The sequence below is a fragment of the Shewanella gelidimarina genome, assembly GCF_023283945.1.
Lineage (GTDB): Bacteria > Pseudomonadota > Gammaproteobacteria > Enterobacterales > Shewanellaceae > Shewanella > Shewanella gelidimarina.
Genome location: NZ_JAKIKW010000011.1, coordinates 12,211 through 28,717 on the forward strand (window position 1 = coordinate 12,211; position 16,507 = coordinate 28,717).

Sequence of the window (16,507 nt, forward strand, 5' to 3'; positions counted from 1 at the left end):
ACTAACCCTCTAGCTTACTAATATCAAGCGCTTGCCAATGAGGATACTGCTTGCGAATTAACGCATTTAACTCAAGTTCGAAATCAGTAAACTGGCCCGCTGATTTACTCATCTTCGCAGTTGAAACGGCCATCACTGCGGCCACTGTCGCATTTGATAATCGATCAATTAAGATCATGCCGCCAGTGTCACGAATAAGCGTATACGGGTCGATAGCAATCGCTTCATTTAACTCAAGCGTGACGCGAGCCATATCATTTAAGCCGATGATATCACTATCTTTATGCTCTAATGTATTGATGTCGACTACGTATTCGACACGAGTAACACTTGCTTGTAGCTTCTTACCCGCCACTTTTACATCATAAAGCTGGCCAATTTGTAACTGTTTTTCGTCCATCCAAGCAATATCGGCACTGACTAGATTGGCAAGCGTGGGGGCATTGTCGACTTGCGATAATAGGTCACCACGAGAAATATCAATTTCATCTTCTAGCGTTAACGTCACCGCCTGACCCGCGATAGCTTCGCTCAAATCACCATCAAATGTAACGATACGCTCAACTTTACTGCGCTTACCTGATGGCAAGGCCACCAGCTCGTCGCCCACTTTAATAACACCTGATGATACCGTGCCAGAGAAGCCTCTAAAATCGAGATCGGGGCGCAATACATATTGCACCGGAAAACGTACCGGTAAGCTGTTTAATTCACGGCGGGTGTCTATGGTTTCTAATAGCTCCAGTAACGTGCCATCTTTATACCAAGGCGTTTGTGTACTGCGATCGACCACGTTGTCGCCTTTTAAAGCCGATAGTGGTACATAACGAATATCGATGTCACCTAACTGCGCTGCAAACTCGGCAAAGTCTGCTTTGATGTCATTAAAGACTTTTTCGTCAAAGCCGAGCAAGTCCATTTTATTGATGGCAACCACAAAGTGGCGTAGACCCAACTGCGAGGCAATAAAAGCGTGACGGCGAGTCTGTGTTTGCACCCCATAACGCGCATCAACCAAAATGACGGCTAAGTCACAAGTAGAGGCGCCCGTGGCCATATTACGAGTGTACTGCTCATGGCCTGGAGTATCGGCAATAATAAACTTACGTTTGTCGGTTGAAAAATAGCGGTAAGCAACATCAATGGTAATGCCTTGTTCACGCTCAGCTTGCAAGCCATCGACGAGTAATGCCAGGTCAATCTCATCACCTGTGGTGCCCATTTTGGCACTATCATTTTTTAAAGTGGCGAGTTGATCTTCATATATTTGAGCGCTGTCATGCAGTAAACGTCCTATCAGGGTACTTTTACCATCATCGACACTGCCGCACGTTAGAAAGCGCAACATGCCTTTATGTTGCTGCTGTGCTAAATATTCCTTCACACCTAAATCTTCTAGCTCAGCGGCTAAGCGGGTGTTGTTATTGACTGCTTGGTTCATGATTAATTCCTTTGAAATCTGACAATGCTTAGCACTTACCGCGCCTAGAAGTAGCCTTGACGTTTTTTAAGTTCCATTGATGCACTTTGATCTGAATCGATAAGTCGGCCCTCACGCTCACTAGAACGTGTTAGCAGCATCTCTTCGATGATCTTCTCAAGCGTGTCAGCTTCTGAATGCATCGCTCCCGTTAATGGGTAGCAGCCGAGGGTTCTAAATCGGACTAATTCATCTTTAACCGTTTCACCCTCTTCTAAAGGCAGTCTGTCATCATCAACCATAATCATCATGCCATCACGCTCGACGACAGGACGCTTTTGGGCAAAATAGAGTGGTACCAATTTTATGTTTTCTTGGTAGATATATTGCCAAATATCTAGTTCCGTCCAGTTTGAAAGCGGGAATACTCGAATGCTTTCACCTTTATTGACGGCACCGTTATAGGTACGCCACAGCTCTGGACGCTGGTTTTTAGGATCCCATGTGTGGTGCTTATCGCGGAATGAGTAGACTCGCTCTTTAGCACGAGACTTCTCTTCATCGCGGCGTGCACCACCAAAGGCGGCATCAAAACCATACTTGTTCAACGCTTGCTTAAGCCCTTGGGTTTTCATGATGTCGGTATGCTTAGCACTGCCGTGCGTAAACGGACCAACCCCCATCGCGATACCCTCAGGATTTTTATGCACCAGCAATTCAAAGCCAAACTCTTTGGCCTGAGCATCACGAAATGCGATCATCTCTTTGAACTTCCAATCGGTATCCACATGCAGTAAAGGAAAAGGGATCTTCCCCGGATAGAAAGCTTTGCGTGCTAAATGCAGCATCACAGAAGAGTCTTTACCGATGGAATACATCATGACTGGGTTATCAAACTCTGCCGCTACTTCGCGAATTATTTGAATACTCTCAGCTTCTAATTGTTGTAAATGGCTTAACTCTTTGGCGGCCATGCTAATTCTCCGTCTTCTTGAATCGATTGTGCTAAGCACATCTATTTAATTTGTGTTGTTAAGCTTGCTTCGCGACTCTGCAGGCCTTGAGGCTTAAACCAGTTCAGACTATCAGCGAGTTCAACCACCTCACCTATCACCATCAATGCGGGCATCACTAATTCTGGATCTGCCGCTAATTGCTCAATATTGTCCAATGTGCCAATGAATGTTCGCTGCTCCTGAGTGGTCGCTTTGGAAACAATAGCAACCGGGGTATTAGGTGAACGTCCGGCATCAAGTAAACCCGCTTTAATAATGTTGGCGTTAAGGATCCCCATATACACGACTAAGGTATTATTCGGGTTTGCGTATCCTTGCCAGTCCATCGGCCGACTCGCTAATTGGCAATGACCGGTAATAAAGCTCACACCCTGGGCGTAATCTCGATGAGTCAACGGGATGCCTGCATATGCTGCAGTGCCGCTTGCAGCGGTGATCCCTGGCACGACTTCAAACTCGAGGCCCGACTCAACAATCGTTTGTAACTCTTCACCACCCCGCCCAAAAATAAAAGGATCGCCGCCTTTAAGACGAACCACATTTTTACGAGTAAACGCTTTGGTGACCAGTAATTGATTAATTTCGCTTTGCGCCGCACTATGCTTACCCGCACGCTTACCCACCGCGATTTTTTCAGCTTTACTTGGAATGAGGGCCATGATGTCTTGACTCACTAAAGCGTCGTACAACACCACATCCGCTGATTGCAATACACGGTATGCTTTAACCGTTAGCAGATCCACATCACCAGGGCCGGCACCCACTAGCCACACCTTTCCTCCTGCGGCTTGACCCGGTAAAGATACAATCTCCATCACGCTACCTCACTCTAATTTGATAACCTGAATATAGCCGCCCTCTTATTCCATAATAAATAGAAAATTCAGATCACTTATAACTTTTAGTTATTAAAAAAAGAATTATATTCATTCAGACATTCAAATAAAGAAATAAAAGCATACTTTTCAAATGCTTAGCGTGGTCGTATTGATAGAGCCAGGACAAAGCAGAAAATACACGCTTTACAATTTGGCACTAAGTTATCGCATTTAGATCTAGAGGCCGGTTTCAAAACCGCGTTGCTATCACAGTGGTAATCACTTCACCTATTTACCGAGTGTTAAGTTACCAGCTTGCTATAGCACTGTTAAACACAGCGATAGCTAGGTAGAATTGCGACAAACAAAAAGAAGCGCAGTTTTAACAACTTTTGGGAATATTATGAATAAGCTAGGCACGTTATTATTGTCTATGGGTTTAGGCTGCTCTTTTGCGTCGTATGCAGCAACGACGAAAGCAGAACCAACAGAGGTCGCTAGCAAAACAGAAGATATTGAAGTAAAAAAACAAACATCATTGGTTGCAGCGCGAGTCTCTAAAGAATTAGCAACTGGCGATCTGCCTTATGTCATTACACCACACAAGGTGAACTACATTCTTCCGGTGACTTACAACTCCTCTCCTAATATGGAACCTTTTGCTGAAGAAGCTAAAGACACCCCGTTTATGATGGATAATGTAGAAGCCAAGTTTCAGATTAGTTTTAAATTTCCGCTCTGGCACAATGTATTTGGCGATAATGGCCACCTGTTTGCAGCATACACCAACCAGTCGTACTGGCAGGTGTATAACAAAGAAATATCTTCGCCGTTTAGAGAAACCAATCATGAGCCTGAAATATTCATGATCTTCACTAATGATTGGCAAGTGGGGCCTTTACAGAACTCTTTTTGGGGAGTCGGCGCCGTACACCAATCAAATGGGCAAGCAGGATCATTATCCAGAAGCTGGAATCGTTTATACGGCATGATGATATTCGATTCAGGGCCATTTGCGCTTGAAGCTAAAGCGTGGTGGCGTATACCTGAAGATGAAAAAGAAACCCCAACCTCTCCGAGTGGCGATGATAACCCAGATATAATGGACTATATGGGTAACCTTGAGTTTACAGGGGTGTACGGACTCGGTGAGCATAGATTTAGCTTAATGGTGCGTAACTACATTCAAAAGCCTAATTATGGCGCAGTAGAATTTACCTGGAGTTACCCCATCATGGGCAATCTCAGACTCTATACTCAATACTTTAATGGCTACGGTGAAAGTCTTATCGACTATAATTCACATAACCAACGCATAGGTATCGGGATCTCTATCAACGACATTTTATAACTATGCTTATCTAGTCAATTAGTTAGAGGCTATGCTGGCCTAGCCTAGAAAAGGCTAAGCTGGCCATATCCGAGAATCGATATGACAGTGAGTTTTAAAAGCATAGTCCTGTTATTTGTACTTATGATGGGCATAAGTGCAGCTCAACTCATTCGACTGTCCTTTTTCCCACATACAACCTCGTACGCACTGAGTCCAGCGCAGCAACGACAAGATATTAACCAACTTTTAGCCGTAATTAATCAAAAGTCATCTTTCGCAGCATTAGATCCCGTCCGAAAACACATTTTTAATCAACATGCACAATTACTGTTAAGCGCGGACTTACAGCCGAGTAATGCGGTTAATTTTCAAGTTCAATTGCAGCGTTGGATCTCTTCTCTCAATGATCCAGCGACCTCTATAAATCTTCCCCGTCGAGCGAAGCAACTTACCGATATAAAACAGCTTCCAGGCCAGCTCTATCACGATGGTCAACATTGGTTAGTTTATACCGCAGAAAATAGTCTGTTCGATGAAGAGTTCCCCTTCTTAACCCACATGGACGGCCTCCCCATGCAACGCTGGCAGAAAGCTGCGCAGCGGTACATTCCCGACTCTATCAAGTTATCAATCAAGGAGCAGAGTCATTGGTTACACGGCATTAATCAGCTTCGGTTAGATATAGGCGTAACAACCTCTAACAGCATCGTTTTGACATTCACAAATACAGAGGGTGATAACACTCAGCGAGAGGTTGCTTTAGTCAGCAGAAATCAACAGCAAGAGAATATTCAGCAGCCGACAGCAGCGGCCATGGCCGCTTCATCTAGCTCACAGCGTGTGATTCGTTACCCTGAGAATATTAAATTATCACCTCATATTTTAGATCTACTTGCATCAAGTAAACCTGAACAAGATCTTATACTCGATATCAGACACCTAAAGGCACCAGATACCGCTTTAACTCAATGGCTACAGCGCCACTTTGCGCCTCAGAGTGTGGCATATAGCAGCGCTATCGGATTAATGAAATACAAACGTTATCCTCATTCGTCAGCCAAGCTATTTTCGACTAAAAATATTGTTCCAATTAAAGAACTACATTTTTTTGAGCAAGTTAACTTAGAAGCATTGGGGTTCGATAACCATATTCAGGACTCAGCAAGCTTTAGCCATTGGCTAGTCCGTCGCTTAGTAAACAACAGAAAAAACCACAACAGAGAGGAAAATCAACCTAAGCAACGGAAATTAGTTTTATTAGTCGATTCAAGCTGCCAACAAGAGTGTGAATGGCTGGCATTGATGGCATCAGCATGGCCAAACGTACAACTTGTAGGGGAAAGTACCCGAGGTAGTCTAAGCCCTCGCCATTATGCCTCACTCACACAAAGTGGCATAAAGGTGAGCTTTAGTGCGGCCTTAGTTTATAGCGCTCAGGGAAAGCTAGTATCGGGTATCGGCATACGCCCTACGATTGGCTTAAATAACCTCGCGCTTAATCATGAAAACATCAGCCATTTAATCGCCGCTAAATCTAACAGCCCAACACACGCATCAAGCGCCAATGCACTCACAACAGCTAAAAGATCGCCATAAAGGCATCTTTTATGATGAAGATCCGCACTTTGGTTCCATAGCTTGCTTAAGTAGGGTATAAGGGCACTATGAAAACCCCTAAACGACTCCAACCATTGGTTGATGAAGGATTAATAGACGAAGTTGTTCGTCCATTAATGAGTGGCAAAGAAGCCGACGTCTACATCGTAAGATGTGGTGATGATGTCCGCTGCGCTAAAATCTACAAAGAAGCTGACAAACGTAGTTTTAAAAAAGCAGTCGAATATCGTGAAGGCCGTAAAGGTCGCAATAGCCGACGTACTCGTGCGATGGAAAAAGGTTCCAATTACGGCCGTCAAGAACAAGAGAATGCCTGGCAGAATGCTGAAGTAGATGCTTTGTATCGCCTAGCTGATGCTGGAGTGCGAGTGCCTCAACCCTATGGCTGTTTTGACGGCGTATTATTGATGGAGCTGGTTACCGATGACGCCGGCTTCGTAGCGCCGAGATTAAACGATATTAGTCTTACTGAAGAGATGGCCATTGCCCATCATTATCAAGTAATGAAAGATGTGCAGCGTATGCTTTGTGCTGGACTTATTCATGGCGACCTGTCTGAATTTAATGTGCTGCTAGATGATAAAGGCCCAGTGATTATCGATCTGCCTCAAGCTGTCGATGCTGCAGCAAATAACAATGCCAAGCGCATGTTATTGCGTGATGTGAACAACATGACCCAATATTATGGGCAGTTTGCTCCCTCAGTGCTAAAAACCAAATATGCACAAGAGATGTGGCTAAAATTTGAATCTGGCGATCTGTCAGCAGATAGTGAATTAACTGGCGAATTTATTGAGAGCGAACATACCGCCGATATTAATGCCGTATTGGAAGAGATCCAAGCAGCATTCGAAGAGGAACAGGAACGCAAAGAGCGAATTAGTGATGCCGCTGAGCAAGATGAGTATTAGGCAGACCTGCGACGGCATAAATTAAATGATAAAACAGCCCAGCCTATAAAGTGTTGGGCTTTTTTATGTCAATGTAACCTGTAATCTCACTCGATTAACTCACTGGTTAATAGGAGCATCAGCTAAATCCAATTGCGATACCGTATAACAGCCGATAGACTCCATAAGAACATAAATGGATTAGCGACAACGATGCCTCTGACACCGACGCCCAAAATACTGCAAAAAAAAATAGCCAGGCCCCATGCCGAGGCTCCAGCAGTCAACTCGCCAAAAGCCATTCGACAAGCGATACGTGTTGCTCGCCGCAGCTTAAGCAGTGTGCAACAGTCTGCTTTCGCTAATACGGCAGCAATAAAAGCACTGCAAAAACTCAAACAACTTAAAGCAGATAAGGTCGCGTTATATCTGACCAATGACGGTGAACTGGATACTCAAGTGTTAATCAAAACACTTTGGCAGCAAGGCATTCAAGTGTACTTGCCAAGGTTGCACCCCTTTACCGCAGGCAACCTTATCTTTCTTCGATATGAGGAAGACACTGCTGTTAAGAAAAATAGCTTAGGTATTTGGGAGCCACACTTAGATATCACCCAAATGATCTTACCGCATCAGTTAGATGTAGTGATAACCCCGCTGGTCGCATTTGATGACCAAGGCAACAGAATGGGCATGGGCGGCGGCTATTACGACAGAACCTTAGCCAACTGGCAAACACGCAAAAAACCGTTCCCCATTGGCTATGCACATGATTGTCAGCAGGTGACGAAGCTGGCTTGCCAACATTGGGATGTGCCTTTGCCATTTATCATTACCCCCTCAAAAAATCACTCATTTGACTAGGGGCTAGCCATTACAATCGGTAATGAAAGCTAGACCTGCCAATTAATCGCTGCGGATCCTTGCTGCTCAAGCAACTGGTTTACATGAGAAAAATGCTTACAGCCAAAAAAACCTCGGTAGGCAGATAATGGCGAAGGATGTGGGCCAGAAACGATTTGATGATGCGCTGCGGTAATCACTTTACCTTTCTTTTTAGCATGAGCCCCCCACAGCACAAAGATTATAGGCTGAGGCTGCTCATTGAGATGCAATAACACGTTTTGAGTGAATGTTTCCCAACCTGACTTGGCATGAGAATGCGCTTTACCCTGTTCGACCGTAAGGACAGTATTTAGCATTAACACCCCTTGCTGCGCCCACGTTAACAAGTTGCCATGCTCAGGGATCGTAAAGCCGTCTATGTCGCTAGCCAGTTCCTTATACATGTTAACTAATGAGGGTGGCACTTTTACCCCTTTTTGTACCGAGAAACACAGCCCATGCGCCTGTTCGGGTCCATGATATGGATCTTGCCCTATCAGAACCACTCGAACCTCATTTAACGGCGTATATTCAAATGCTGATAATATCTGTTCTTTAGGCGGAAAGATCACTTTACCGGCAGTTCGCTCAGCCTCAACAAAGGCTTCTAGTGCCATATAGTAATCTTGTTGCTGCTGCGCCTGGATGAAGGTTTTCCAAGTTGAATTAATCGTCATTGGAGAGCTCACTAAAATGTTTTATTGATAGTAAGAGTTCACATTATCGCTGGCAATCAGTTAAGGCATTTATAATCACATTTGTGATTAAAGAGCCATCAAACGAGTGCGGAGGTTCATCACAATCGTACCCTGAAATTACGTAAATTGATCGTTAAGCGATTGGTGTTCGGTATTTTTGGTGTTAAAATGCGCGCTCAAATTTGCCCAGGACGGCCAACCCAATGTTGTACTCTTCACCTGCTAAACCCCAATCTGGATTCACCTTAATAGAGCTCGTTGTTGTCATTATTATTTTAGGTATATTGGCTGTAGTGGCCGTACCGAAATTTGTCAATATATCAGAAGATGCACAAGTATCAATGGTTAAGGGCACGGGCGGTGCATTTAAGTCTGGGGTTGATCTCGCGCGAGCAGTATGGGCAGTAAAAGTTGGCAGCGGCCCTGCTGAAGACTTACCCGTATTCGGCACAGCTCAAGATGGCGAGGTTGACTTTAATGCTAACGGTTGGCCTGCACAGCACTATTCTCAGGGTAACGAAGCGTCACCTGCACTTGATAATGTCGAAGACTGTATCTCAGTGTGGGAGGTTCTATTTCAAGGTGATGAGCCAAGCGTCTCTGATAGCGCCAACACGAATGAAACCCATTACAAAGCAACTTATAGTGCAAACGCAATTTGTACATTCAGCTATAGAGAAAATATTAAACTATCCATTCAGTACGATTCTAATTTAGGTTCAGTTACAGTAGACTCAGATCCAAGCAGTTAAAATGAGCAAATCTTAGCTCTGGTAAAGTACTGAACAATGGACCTATTCGTGACAAAAAGTAAACATCATCGCGGCTTCACACTGATTGAACTGGTTGTTGTTATCATCATTTTAGGGATCATCGCGGTTATCGCGATGCCAAAATTTATTAACCTAAGACAAGATGCAGAGATAGCAACACATGAAGCAACTGGCGGTGCTTTTAAAGCCGGTATTACATTAGCTAACGTAAAATGGGCTGCTGCAGGGAATTCAGGTCCCGCAGATAACCTGCAAGTGTTCGGCGGGGGCGCATCAGGCCAGTTAGACATTAACCTTTGGGGCTTTCCGGCTCAGAATTACCCACCAGTAGAATCCAATCCTCGATTGAATAACACCAATGACTGCATGTCAGTTTGGCGAACCATATTAGAAGATGCCCCGCTTGTCTCTAACTCCGCAGATACTGTAGATGCCGTTTATCGTGCCCTTTATCAAGGACCGGACCAATGCTACTTTTACTATCTTCCGGAACAGACTATGTCCATCTACTATGATTCTCGCGATGGTCGCGTTATTACCGATTCAGATCCCAATAGTTAATAACTAATGATTTCTTAAGTGCTAATTTACGATAGAATCAGTGTTTAAAATATCAATCACTAAGAGCATAAGCAGAATGTCAGAAGCTAAAAAAGAAACTACCATTTTTGAAATAGCCGATCAATTCATTGCATTGGCCAACGAAATTTCAGCAACAGAGCAGGATGTCGGTAAAGTCGGCACTGGATTACGCTTTGCTGCAGCACGTTTCAATGCATTTGAAGCATCACTCAAGTCAGCTGATCTAGCCGCTGAGAAAGATAATGCAGTAGAGTGGTTTGGTAACGAATATAAAGAGATGTTGAAAGACAACATCGAAGATCATATTAAAAACCCATCACAGCCAAAAGCTGAAGAGCCAGCTAAAGATGATTCAGTGCAACAATTTAACTCTTAGTGAATACGCTGTAAAACAAATAAAAACGCCATCAGTTATGATGGCGTTTTTGTTACTCGTGTAGACTTATAAACTCGCCAGCACTCTTATGGCTAATAAAATCAAGACTACGCCAGACAGCTTATCGATAAGCGCGGCTTTTTCTCGTAGCTTTGGCAATACCGCTGAATGCGACAATACTAACGCAATTAAGGTATACCAAAGACCATCGACAATCAGCGGTGTTAATACAATCAATCCTTTTGCCGTCATATTGTCTGCCACCATGACAAACTGACTGAAGAGAGCTAAAAAGAACAACATAATCTTGGGGTTAAATAGCGAAATAGCTAAACCATCTCGTGCAGCCGTTAACGCATCCGTCGACTTACCTGCTGCTAACTTGTCAGACATGCCACCTTTTGAACGCAGTGCTTGGACGCCCATATAAGCTAAATACAATGCCCCTATGATGGCTATCGCATTGAACACCATTGGTGCCTTTTTCAACACCACTGCAAGTCCCAACAACGTCACCAGTGCATACACCCCGATACCAATAGAGTGAGCCCATGCACAGATTATCCCCTTTGTTCTGCCACCACCCAAGGTATGTCTTACCACCATTGCTAAACTCGGTCCTGGAGACATAGCCCCCAAACAACAGATTGCTAGTAACCCTAGCCATGCACTGAAGCTCATTTAATCCTTTACCTATATTGCTGTTATTTATATTAAGCGCCCTTTAGGGAACATCTCATTTATCATTGATATCGAATGACCATTTAACGCTTTTCAGGATGATAGAAATGACGAATATCTTTAGCCAACTGCGCCAGTGAATCCGGCTCAATATACATCATATGTCCAGCAGCGTAATAATGCATAGAGACTCGGCTATTGTCGATACCGTTATCGGCGAAAGTATTCTCGGTAGCAAAAAATGGGGTCGCAAAATCAAAATAACCGTTAGCAACAAATATCCTAAGGTCTTTATTTTCACGCTGGGCACGACCCAGCATAGGGGCAACATTGACGTAATGCATCTGTTTACCACTGACATTCCAATTCCAGCCGCGGTTAACTTCATATGACAATACGTTGAATGGACGAGTCATCTTGATGCCTAAATCTTTATAGACATAATCGTGAATCGCCGCAGTATACGCACCATCAATACCATAACCTGATGGGTCGTTGTCAGTTCGCTCACCTCCGCTGTCATAATCAACGCCCTTGTATCGGCTGTCTAAACGGCCAATCGTTAAGTCTTGATCGCGCAACAGTTGCTTGCTGTAACGGCTTGCACTGACACGCAAATTGACTCTGTCTAAGTAGTTCTCACTCAGTCCAGTAAAACGGGCTAACTGTGTACGTATATTTTGGTACGTTGCACTATCAAGTCGATTCCCTTGCAGCAATGCCAACGCGTAATCTGTAATGGCAAATTGACGCGCTGCGTCGATAAAGGCTTCTAGCCCCATCGCTTTGTCCACAGCGCTGACTTTATTATGATAAAACGCTGTTGCTGCCATTGTTGGCAAAAAGCCAATATAAGGTTGATTATTGCCAGGCTGATAGCGGGCATGGCTAAAATCAAGGATGGATGAAATTAACATCACACCATTAATCGAAATATCAGTCCAGCCACCTTGTAATTCATCAACAAGCGCAGCGGCGCGGGTTGTGCCGTAACTTTCACCCGCCAAGTATTTAAGTGAGTTCCAGCGACCATGCTCGATTAACCAACGGCGCATAAACTCAGCAATTGATTTAGCATCTTCGGTTACGCCCCAAAAGTCAGCGCCTTTATTGTCACCCAATGCACGGCTAAACCCAGTACCTACAGGGTCAATAAAGATAAGGTCTGATTCATCAAGCATTGAATATTCGTTTTCGACCAATGGATATGGTGCTGCACCATCGTCTGTTGCATCACCAGGGACAACGACTCGTTTAGGGCCAAATAGTCCCATGTGTAGCCATAATGAAGCAGAGCCGGGGCCACCATTAAAGATGAACGTCACTGGGCGCTTTGTGACATCTTTAACATCAGTACGCAGATAACTAATGGAGAAAATACTCGCTAACGGCAAGCCTTTACTGTCTTCTAAAATCGTCTCTCCCGCGATCGCCTGATAGTTAATTTTGTTGTCATTTATTCTCGCTCTATGCTCAGTGACCACTATTTCAGGTTCAATTGATGCTGTTACGGTTTTAGTCTCAGCAGCAGCGCTAGCGCTGAAGATAAATACCGATGAGGAGAGAATGATTGCGGCACTTACCGCCAATGTAAACTTATGGGGAATGCTTGCTTGGGAGCACATAGTTAATCCTTTAATACTGTTAGGGACTGTTAATCTTTCACGGTTGTTTTTGCCGCCGTTTATTGGCTATTTTGACAAGGCGGAGGCTATGTCGTTTAGTTATTCTCCACAAATAGCCTACAACACCGTAAAAATAGCCAAGAAGCGCGGCCCTTCGGGTTCGTTTCAATATTTCTATTACTGCGTTACGAGCTTTTCGCTTAGCCAGCTAAGCAACATCGCTCAAGCCTTGTACTAAAATCATTGAATTCGGACAAAAACCAAGCTCGAAAGAGCAACAGCCCCTAGTAATATTTATTGTTATTTTAAGTACGATATTTTAGAAGCTGTATTTGAAGCGGTCAGCTTACAAACTCTAAAGGATAAGCGCAAAGCATCAATTGCAAACAGATTTGTCAGAGCATAATCACGTCGATTATTAAGCATTAACAGAAAAACCCTTCGCAATGGATCACAAAGGGCTGGTTGTTATCGAGTTGAGTAAAGCTGATTAACGGTGCGCGTTGACCGTGCGCTCCGCCGCCCAATGTCTTAATTCTGCCAGCTTTTCACGCATGACAACCGATAACGGCCGTGTATTCATTAACTCTGCAATCAGCAGTGATTGATCAACATCTTGGTTAGTGGCTCTTGCGGTATAAATGGCCGAGATAACAGCTTGCTCAATTTCAGCCCCCGAGAAGCCTTCACTTGCCATAGAAAGCTGAGCTAGGTTCAAAATACTCGGATCGAGACTACGCTTTTTAACATGGATAAGAAAAATTGCTCTGCGGATCTCATCATCCGGTAAGTCGACAAAGAAAATCTCATCCATGCGTCCTTTACGCATCAGTTCAGGCGGCAGCGCGCTAATATCGTTAGCGGTTGCAACAAGAAACACATCAGACTCTCGTTCCGCCATCCAAGTCAAAATAGTACCAAGGACCCGCTTAGAGGTGCCATCGTCACTATCGCCACTGCTTAGGCCTTTTTCTATTTCATCAATCCACAAAACACAAGGTGACATCACATCGGCAAGTTCGAGCGCTTGACGAAGATTCTTCTCTGTTTCACCGATATATTTATTGTACAGTGCTGCCAGATCCATCTTTAGCAGAGGCCTTTGCCACAGTCCAGCGACCGCTTTGGCTGCTAAGCTTTTACCACTCCCCTGCACCCCTAACAGTAAAATACCTTTGGGACTGTCGATCGCACTTGGATGACCTAATGATGGCGAACGGTGCTGCAACCATGTTTTAAGGTTATGCAAACCCGCCACTTGAGAAAAGTCGCTAGTGTCGTATTCAAATTGCAGTACCCCATCCATATTGAGCAGTTCAAACTTGCCACGGTTAACAATATCGATATCGGAGTAAGTAATTGCACCGTCATCCACAATCGCTTTATGTGCCAAACGACGAGCATCATCAAAGGTCACCCCTCTTAGATTATCAGCAAGTTTTAACGCCGCAGACTCATCGACATCAATATTAAAACCTTGTTGATTAGCCTGCTTAACCTGCTCATTAATAATATTAAGTAGCTGAGTACTATTGGGTAATGACAGCCGAAAATGAGCGCAATAGCGCTTGATCTCTGCCGGGATCTCAAAGGCGTGACTAATCAACACTATGGTGTGCTGCAGCGCTTCATACTCCAATGCTATCTCTTTGAGTAAGCGGATATTCTTGGGTTCATCAATAACAAAAGGATGAAAATCGCAAAGTGCATAGATCCCACGTTGGGTCGTCGACTTTATCTGCCCTAAAATATCGCTAGGCTCACTATTAAACTTCTGCACTCCCATGCTTTTATCGACTCGCGATAGTCCCTGGGTAATACTCCAACTGAATAAGGGTTGATACAGTACCAGCGACACCTTTTTGAGCAACTCAATGACTCGGTACTCTTCATAGGTTTCGATAATCACAATGGGGGTATTGGAACGCAAAACGGCTGTCAAATCCCTGATATCTTGCATTCTTTGCTGCCTATTTAATGTAAAGCCAATAATAAAGGGACCTTAACGGTCCCTTTCAACGATAGCATGATGCTGCGTTTATACTATGCCATTAATGGAATAGGTAGTTCAGCCAGCCCTGCATTCTTAACAATACTTTCCGCATAATCGCCACGTGCGCAAAGTGCTCAGTGTAAATAGCGATATGGCCAGAAACACCGGCCGGGAAGCGCTTAATAACTTCATCTTGATCTTCTAGTTCTATAACAACAATAGCTCTACCACGTACTGTCATAATGTTAGAAGTAATAAGTCGACCACCAGACTGGATCTCACCCTCAGCCATCGCAGGTAATATCTGCGCGACTTTGCCCTTAAAGACAACACCTGGTGCACCGTCTAAAATGACCTCGGCTTCGTCACCTTCCTGCAGTCTTAATAAAGAGTTCTGCCAAAATGATCCAGCGAAAATACGGTCGTCATCAGGAATAAAACTGAGTAGCGATCTTAGCGGCATGGGGACGGCTACAATTCCTGGGCGTAATGCCAACTGTGTCACTATGCCATCGGCAGGTGCTCTAACCACAGTTTGGTCGAGGTCAAATTGTGCTTTTTCAAGCTCGCCTTGGATCGCTGCAACTTTAGTATTAACCCCATCGACATTTGACTCAAAGGCTAATCGCACTCTTAACGCTTCAGCATTAGAAGCGGTCAACTGTGCTTCAGATGCTAAATAAAGTTGGCGTTTATTATCAAGTTCTAACTCTGTAAAAGGTGAATTTGCACCACCTCTTTTACGGCCTTTTTCGTAACGAGCATAAGCTGACTTACTTCTATCTCGATCCGCTGTCGCTCTGACCACCGCGGCTTTAGCCATTTCCCAAGACGCTTCAAGTTGTGGCACTTCGAGTTCTGCAGCCACTAAGGCCGCACGCTTTTGTTTTACGATGGCTGCATATCCAGTAGGATCGAGCTTAAATAACACGTCGCCTTTTTTGATCGGTGTGTTAGCTTCGACTTCCACAGAAACAACCACGCCTCGTACTAGCGGGTTGATCGGCGTTGTAACGAACATCTCTTTACCATACGGCGTATAGGGGTGGTTGTAGTTCATTAATAAAATCAATGCACCCACAATAAAGATGCCACCCAATATCGCTGTCGGTACCGTCCATTTTGTCAGAGGGATCTTGAATATTTTAAAAATAGCGATACAAATCGCGGTATAAGTAAGAACGAGTAATAAGTCCATGCTACGCCTTCTCCTCTAGTGATCCACTGGTCTGTTCGACAACGGGCTCGACCTGCTCAACTGCAGTATGATTGCTTTCAACGGCGGCTAACCTTTGTTCTAATTTTCTTACGGTTTCGGTCAAGCCCTTGACCTCGCTGTCTAAAATCTGTTCTTTCTCGATAACTTGATTGAAACCCCAACCACGATCTTCGCGATACAAGGTGGCCCAGATCCACAAAAAAGGCCAAATAGCATGCAGTGTGAAAAGGCTTACCCAGCCAGCGACATGAATAGCATCTTGCTGAGGATGATTTCGATCTTTTGCTATTTCATAAGGGATGTCGTGAATTGCTATCACGCCATAAAAAATAAAAATCGCTACAAAAAAGATAATTCCTAATGCAAAGTAATCTAAAAACACAACGCACTCCTTCTAAATGTGTCAATTACGGGAATTAATTATCCCCAACGCAACAAAATCATATTGGCAACAAAAACCTTACAAAGCCATATTTATTTGATATAAAACTTCATATTAGCGTGCCCTTCTGTTCTGAAATCACGTGATCTGCCACACATTTATTGCCTATCTTACGTTAGAACGTATAACCTCAGGGTAA

At 44.1% G+C, this 16,507-nt stretch carries 16 protein-coding genes; 7 read left to right on the forward strand and 9 right to left on the reverse strand.

Annotated features, from left to right (window positions below):
• Nucleotide 1: 1 nt before the first annotated feature.
• The 3 genes from cysN to cobA are packed head-to-tail and all read right to left on the reverse strand — an operon-like array spanning nucleotide 2 to nucleotide 3,251.
• Nucleotides 2–1,441, reverse strand: a complete 1,440-nt coding sequence (cysN, locus tag L2729_RS10930; RefSeq protein ID WP_248988304.1) for a sulfate adenylyltransferase subunit CysN — start codon at nucleotides 1,439–1,441, stop codon at nucleotides 2–4.
• Between the two features lie 44 nt (nucleotides 1,442–1,485).
• On the reverse strand, nucleotides 1,486–2,394 hold the full coding sequence (gene cysD, locus L2729_RS10935) for a sulfate adenylyltransferase subunit CysD (RefSeq protein ID WP_248988305.1): 909 nt from the start codon (nucleotides 2,392–2,394) through the stop codon (nucleotides 1,486–1,488).
• A 41-nt stretch (nucleotides 2,395–2,435) separates the two neighbouring features.
• Nucleotides 2,436–3,251 carry a uroporphyrinogen-III C-methyltransferase gene (cobA, locus tag L2729_RS10940; RefSeq protein WP_248988306.1) on the reverse strand — a complete coding sequence of 272 codons (816 nt, stop codon included), beginning with the start codon at nucleotides 3,249–3,251 and terminating at the stop codon, nucleotides 2,436–2,438.
• A 406-nt stretch (nucleotides 3,252–3,657) separates the two neighbouring features.
• On the opposite strand from cobA, the gene L2729_RS10945 reads away from it, so the two are divergent.
• The 4 genes from L2729_RS10945 (at nucleotide 3,658) to L2729_RS10960 (ending at nucleotide 7,958) form a co-directional block, all read left to right on the forward strand.
• Nucleotides 3,658–4,605, forward strand: a complete 948-nt coding sequence (locus L2729_RS10945; protein WP_248988307.1) for a phospholipase A — start codon at nucleotides 3,658–3,660, stop codon at nucleotides 4,603–4,605.
• An 81-nt stretch (nucleotides 4,606–4,686) separates the two neighbouring features.
• Nucleotides 4,687–6,183, forward strand: a complete 1,497-nt coding sequence (locus L2729_RS10950) for a S41 family peptidase (protein ID WP_248988308.1) — start codon at nucleotides 4,687–4,689, stop codon at nucleotides 6,181–6,183.
• A 68-nt stretch (nucleotides 6,184–6,251) separates the two neighbouring features.
• Entirely contained in the window at nucleotides 6,252–7,115 is an 864-nt protein-coding gene (locus L2729_RS10955; RefSeq protein ID WP_101091363.1) for a PA4780 family RIO1-like protein kinase, read from the forward strand.
• 192 nt (nucleotides 7,116–7,307) lie between these two features.
• Complete coding sequence (locus L2729_RS10960; protein ID WP_248988309.1) at nucleotides 7,308–7,958, forward strand: 5-formyltetrahydrofolate cyclo-ligase; 651 nt, start codon at nucleotides 7,308–7,310, stop codon at nucleotides 7,956–7,958.
• A 29-nt stretch (nucleotides 7,959–7,987) separates the two neighbouring features.
• Here the strand turns inward: L2729_RS10960 and ung are convergent, their stop codons facing one another.
• The gene (gene ung / locus L2729_RS10965) at nucleotides 7,988–8,656 is read right to left on the reverse strand and encodes a uracil-DNA glycosylase (protein ID WP_248988310.1); all 669 of its coding nucleotides are present in this window, start codon (nucleotides 8,654–8,656) and stop codon (nucleotides 7,988–7,990) included.
• A gap of 224 nt (nucleotides 8,657–8,880) precedes the next feature.
• Between ung and L2729_RS10970 the strand changes: the two genes are divergently transcribed.
• From L2729_RS10970 to L2729_RS10980, 3 genes are all read left to right on the forward strand, one after another.
• A complete protein-coding gene (locus L2729_RS10970) occupies nucleotides 8,881–9,429 on the forward strand; it encodes a type II secretion system protein (RefSeq protein WP_248988311.1) in 549 nt (182 codons plus the stop codon).
• A 36-nt stretch (nucleotides 9,430–9,465) separates the two neighbouring features.
• On the forward strand, nucleotides 9,466–10,011 hold the full coding sequence (locus L2729_RS10975; protein ID WP_248988312.1) for a prepilin-type N-terminal cleavage/methylation domain-containing protein: 546 nt from the start codon (nucleotides 9,466–9,468) through the stop codon (nucleotides 10,009–10,011).
• Between the two features lie 76 nt (nucleotides 10,012–10,087).
• A complete protein-coding gene (locus tag L2729_RS10980; protein WP_101091358.1) occupies nucleotides 10,088–10,408 on the forward strand; it encodes a DUF3144 domain-containing protein in 321 nt (106 codons plus the stop codon).
• A gap of 66 nt (nucleotides 10,409–10,474) precedes the next feature.
• Here L2729_RS10980 and L2729_RS10985 read toward each other — a convergent pair whose 3' ends face one another.
• The 5 genes from L2729_RS10985 to L2729_RS11005 form a co-directional block, all read right to left on the reverse strand.
• Entirely contained in the window at nucleotides 10,475–11,089 is a 615-nt protein-coding gene (locus L2729_RS10985; protein WP_101091357.1) for a LysE family translocator, read from the reverse strand.
• A gap of 83 nt (nucleotides 11,090–11,172) precedes the next feature.
• Nucleotides 11,173–12,714, reverse strand: coding sequence for a S10 family peptidase (locus L2729_RS10990; protein WP_248988313.1), 1,542 nt, complete (start codon nucleotides 12,712–12,714; stop codon nucleotides 11,173–11,175).
• Nucleotides 12,715–13,204: 490 nt separating this feature from the next.
• Complete coding sequence (locus L2729_RS10995) at nucleotides 13,205–14,674, reverse strand: AAA family ATPase (RefSeq protein WP_248988314.1); 1,470 nt, start codon at nucleotides 14,672–14,674, stop codon at nucleotides 13,205–13,207.
• Nucleotides 14,675–14,765: 91 nt separating this feature from the next.
• Nucleotides 14,766–15,905 (reverse strand): HlyD family secretion protein, encoded by a 1,140-nt coding sequence (locus tag L2729_RS11000; RefSeq protein ID WP_248988315.1) that lies wholly within the window; start codon nucleotides 15,903–15,905, stop codon nucleotides 14,766–14,768.
• 1 nt (nucleotide 15,906) lies between these two features.
• Complete coding sequence (locus L2729_RS11005) at nucleotides 15,907–16,308, reverse strand: DUF3302 domain-containing protein (RefSeq protein ID WP_248988316.1); 402 nt, start codon at nucleotides 16,306–16,308, stop codon at nucleotides 15,907–15,909.
• Between the last annotated feature and the right edge of the window lie 199 nt (nucleotides 16,309–16,507).

Excerpts from the sequence above, each read along its gene's own strand:
- L2729_RS10950 (WP_248988308.1), top strand. The coding sequence starts at position 4,687 with ATGACAGTGAGTTTTAAAAGCATAGTCCTGTTATTTGTACTTATGATG.
- L2729_RS10990 (WP_248988313.1), bottom strand. The coding sequence starts at position 12,714 with ATGTGCTCCCAAGCAAGCATTCCCCATAAGTTTACATTGGCGGTAAGT.
- L2729_RS10980 (WP_101091358.1), top strand. The coding sequence starts at position 10,088 with ATGTCAGAAGCTAAAAAAGAAACTACCATTTTTGAAATAGCCGATCAA.
- L2729_RS10945 (WP_248988307.1), top strand. The coding sequence starts at position 3,658 with ATGAATAAGCTAGGCACGTTATTATTGTCTATGGGTTTAGGCTGCTCT.
- cobA (WP_248988306.1), bottom strand. The coding sequence starts at position 3,251 with ATGGAGATTGTATCTTTACCGGGTCAAGCCGCAGGAGGAAAGGTGTGG.
- cysN (WP_248988304.1), bottom strand. The coding sequence starts at position 1,441 with ATGAACCAAGCAGTCAATAACAACACCCGCTTAGCCGCTGAGCTAGAA.
- cysD (WP_248988305.1), bottom strand. The coding sequence starts at position 2,394 with ATGGCCGCCAAAGAGTTAAGCCATTTACAACAATTAGAAGCTGAGAGT.
- L2729_RS10955 (WP_101091363.1), top strand. The coding sequence starts at position 6,252 with ATGAAAACCCCTAAACGACTCCAACCATTGGTTGATGAAGGATTAATA.
- L2729_RS10995 (WP_248988314.1), bottom strand. The coding sequence starts at position 14,674 with ATGCAAGATATCAGGGATTTGACAGCCGTTTTGCGTTCCAATACCCCC.
- L2729_RS10970 (WP_248988311.1), top strand. The coding sequence starts at position 8,881 with ATGTTGTACTCTTCACCTGCTAAACCCCAATCTGGATTCACCTTAATA.
- ung (WP_248988310.1), bottom strand. The coding sequence starts at position 8,656 with ATGACGATTAATTCAACTTGGAAAACCTTCATCCAGGCGCAGCAGCAA.
- L2729_RS11000 (WP_248988315.1), bottom strand. The coding sequence starts at position 15,905 with ATGGACTTATTACTCGTTCTTACTTATACCGCGATTTGTATCGCTATT.
- L2729_RS10960 (WP_248988309.1), top strand. The coding sequence starts at position 7,308 with ATGCCTCTGACACCGACGCCCAAAATACTGCAAAAAAAAATAGCCAGG.
- L2729_RS10985 (WP_101091357.1), bottom strand. The coding sequence starts at position 11,089 with ATGAGCTTCAGTGCATGGCTAGGGTTACTAGCAATCTGTTGTTTGGGG.
- L2729_RS10975 (WP_248988312.1), top strand. The coding sequence starts at position 9,466 with ATGGACCTATTCGTGACAAAAAGTAAACATCATCGCGGCTTCACACTG.